Raw genomic sequence first — 3,194 nt, 5'->3', positions numbered from 1 at the left:
TACACTCTTTCATCTCGATATTAAACTTGCGTATTTGAGTTCAATTGTTTTGATTGGAGCTTTTCAAGGCTACTTTGGAACTAAGTTTTGGATTAAGAAGGGGTTTGATTTCTCATTGAAAAATATACTTAAATCTCTAAGAAAAGAGCAGCTTACTATTATTGATAGTTCAAAGGTTGATAGCTTTGAATTCAAAATTATTGATGGTGGTAAGGCCCAACCAACTGAGGTTGGAAAAGAAGTTGAGGATGACAAAGACGCCGCTTAAGAAAGTTGCCTATTTTTCTCTCAATTCCTTTCTGGGAGGTGCTGAAACGGCAACTCTAAATTATTGTTCCTCACACTTAAAATTTGGACAGTGGATACCAATTCTTATTCTCTTGAATGAAGGAGAGTTAGCAATAAAGGCCAGATCTCTTGGGGTTGAAACTTATGTTCTCAACTCTCAGGTCAAATTTAGAAATCCATTCTCATTAATTAGGTGTGCGAAAAAGTTAAAAAGCTATCTTTCAAAAAATAATATTCAGATGATTCATAGTTCAATGGGCTATGCTCAACTGATATCATCTCTTGCAACTCTTGGCACAGATATCAAGAAGGTTTGGTATCAACATGGGCCAGTGGGGACGATATTTGATCGATGTGCCTCTCTTTTTAAAAGTGATTATACTTTATACAATTCACTCTATTTAAAAGAAAAAGGGGATAAGGTTCCGGCGACTTTTTCTCATCGAAGTAAAGTTGTCCCACCTATCGTTGAAGAGATCGACCTGAAATTAAAGAACTCAGACGTGATTAGGTTTTCTCATATTGGTAGAATCGCTCCTTTTAAAAACTTAGATATGACAATTAGAGTATTGGCAAAAATAAAGCCCTCACAATTTATTTTCAATATTTTTGGAGATGCTCATAGTGCACTGGAAAAAGAATATTTAGAGTATTTAAAAGAATTAGTAAAAGAATTTAATCTAGAAGATTCTATTGTTTTTAAGGGCTTTGAGTCTAATCTAGAGCATATATATCAGCAGACGGATTGTGTTTTACATTCATCCCTTGTTTACGAGCCATTTGGTCTAACAATTGCTGAAGCTCTCGTTAGTGGCTTACCTGTTATTTGCTCGCGAAATAGTGGAGCCGTAGAGGAATTTCAAAATAATAGAGAGTGTTTAACACATCAGAATGAGAAAGAACTTGAACATTGCATAAGAGAGTTACTTGAAATGAGTTTTGAGAAACGTTTGGATATGGTGGAGAGAGCAAAAGAGAAATCACGAAGACTTTTTTCTTCAAAGAATGTGATAAATAATCTAGAGGATTGTTACAATGAAATCTAAGAAGGTTCTTTTGACGACTCCTGATTATCCTCCTCGATTAGGAGGACTTAGCACTTATACTCTATGTGTTGAGTCGGTATTAAAAGAAGCTGGTATTGAGTACGATCTCTTGGTGTGGAACCACCCTAGGGATTTGAAGAGATCTGCTGTTGATTATGATATCGTTTTAAATATCCACTATATGGGTGGGTATTTTGGGCAATGGGACTCGAGAAAAAATATTAATTTTATTCATGGATCAGAAATTCTTTTCTATTCCCCCAATCCTTTGAAGCGGATGATAAAGAAAATGATGAAGAAGGATATGCTTAATTATTTTCACGAGAGTTTTCAAAATATATTTATCTCGGAATTTACGTTGGAAAAGCTTTCTAGCCTCGGACTAAAGACTGATTACGGGCGTGATATAGTCTTTCACAATTGTATCGAAACTAATGAGGCAGGGTTTATAGATAAAGATATTCAAAATGAGATAATCTTCTCATGTATTGTGAGAGATGTTCCTCATAAGAATTTAGATGGAGTTGTAAGCTTGTTAGAAAGTGCTGCGAAAAGAACAGAGAAGAAAATAGTTCTTAAAACAAATTCAGCCCGAGTTCAATCAGAGACTATTACTATAGTTCCACTAGAGAATCTCTCTGATAGCGATCGCGAAAATGTTTACAAGGACTCACATTTTAACATTCTCCTCTCTTTAGATCATTCCCATAGGGGATTCTACGAAGGTTTTGGTCTAACATGTTTAGAAAGTGGTAAGTATGGAGTTCCTAGTATTGTCTCTAATACTGGAGGATTGCCAGAAAATGTTCATCACAAGTTAAATGGTATTGTTGTCTCTGATAACTTCTTGGAAGACTTAGATTACGCATTGAAAAATTATCAGAGCATGAGAAGATGGACTTTTGATCATACTCATAAGTCTCATTCCCTGAATTCTTTTTGTCGAATTTTGAACCTTATGGGGGTTAAGTGAAGAGTTTAGCCATTTTCTTCAATTCGCCCTATCTCGGTGGTGCAGAGAGAAGTATGATTGCGCAATCCGAGCAAATCTTAGAAGAGTCTGTCGGAATAAAATTAACTTTCTTTGTTCCCTGTGTTGAAGATGTTGAAAGTCGAGAGGTTGAAGAATTACTAAGGAGTAAATTCCCTCGTTCTCAAGTTCTAGGGTTTGAGTACCCACGCTCTCTCTATGAAACATCTCGCTCAGGAAAGAATGCTTTAATAAACTATTTGATTCTATTCTATGGTCTTACTTATTTAATGCTTGGCCTGAGGTCTTTGGGCCTGGGGCAATATGGTGGGATATGGGCCAATGGGAATAAAATCGCCTTTCCTTTATTTCTTTTCTTAAAAGTATTTGGCTTTCGTGGCTCTTTTGTTTGGCACTTTCGAGATTACCCAGAAGATAGAGGGATTTTTAAGTTGGTGTGGAAAGCCCTACGTCAAAGAACTTCATTTCGAAAACTCCTCATTTCAAACTCATACTCTGTTGAAAGTTCTTTAAAGAGTCTCTTAGGAGAAGGTTGCGGTGAATATCTTACAATCTATAATCCTTTGGGAGATTTAAACAAAACTTCGATCTCAAGTATTGAAACGAAAATATCTTCCCAAAGAGGGATCTCTATTGGACTCGCTTCTATGTTAGCTCCTTGGAAGGGGGTTCATTCAATTATGGTCTTTGAGAAACTTTTTAGGAAAGAATTGAAGGCCTTGAATATTGAAGAAATTGCTATTTACGGAGGTGATATCTATTCGACCCTAGGCGAGCATCGTGGTTATCGAAACCAACTTTTAGCGTTTAAAGAAGAGGAGAGTCTTATTAACTTTAAAGGCAAGTCCTCGCCTCAAGAGATCTTTTCA

4 protein-coding genes are annotated in these 3,194 nt (G+C 36.2%); all 4 read left to right on the top strand.

The window, feature by feature from the left end:
- Positions 1-268 (top strand): hypothetical protein (locus tag M901_RS02325; protein WP_034719718.1); only part of this gene is annotated, 268 nt, incomplete at its 5' end.
- Complete coding sequence (locus tag M901_RS02320; protein WP_021276551.1) at positions 249-1,334, top strand: glycosyltransferase family 4 protein; 1,086 nt, start codon at positions 249-251, stop codon at positions 1,332-1,334. The genes M901_RS02325 and M901_RS02320, both read left to right, overlap by 20 nt.
- Positions 1,324-2,307: a glycosyltransferase family 4 protein gene (locus M901_RS02315; protein WP_021276549.1), complete on the top strand. Its 984-nt coding sequence runs from the start codon at positions 1,324-1,326 to the stop codon at positions 2,305-2,307. Before M901_RS02320 ends, M901_RS02315 begins: the two co-directional genes overlap by 11 nt.
- A partial coding sequence (locus M901_RS02310; RefSeq protein WP_021276550.1) for a hypothetical protein occupies positions 2,304-3,194 on the top strand: 891 nt, incomplete at its 3' end. The genes M901_RS02315 and M901_RS02310, both read left to right, overlap by 4 nt.

Origin of the sequence: Bacteriovorax sp. DB6_IX, from assembly GCF_000447775.1 — a bacterium.
GTDB lineage: Bacteria > Bdellovibrionota > Bacteriovoracia > Bacteriovoracales > Bacteriovoracaceae > Halobacteriovorax_A.
This window is presented reverse-complemented; position numbering and strand designations above follow the sequence as displayed.

Excerpts from the sequence above, each read along its gene's own strand:
- M901_RS02320 (WP_021276551.1), top strand. The coding sequence starts at position 249 with ATGACAAAGACGCCGCTTAAGAAAGTTGCCTATTTTTCTCTCAATTCC.
- M901_RS02315 (WP_021276549.1), top strand. The coding sequence starts at position 1,324 with ATGAAATCTAAGAAGGTTCTTTTGACGACTCCTGATTATCCTCCTCGA.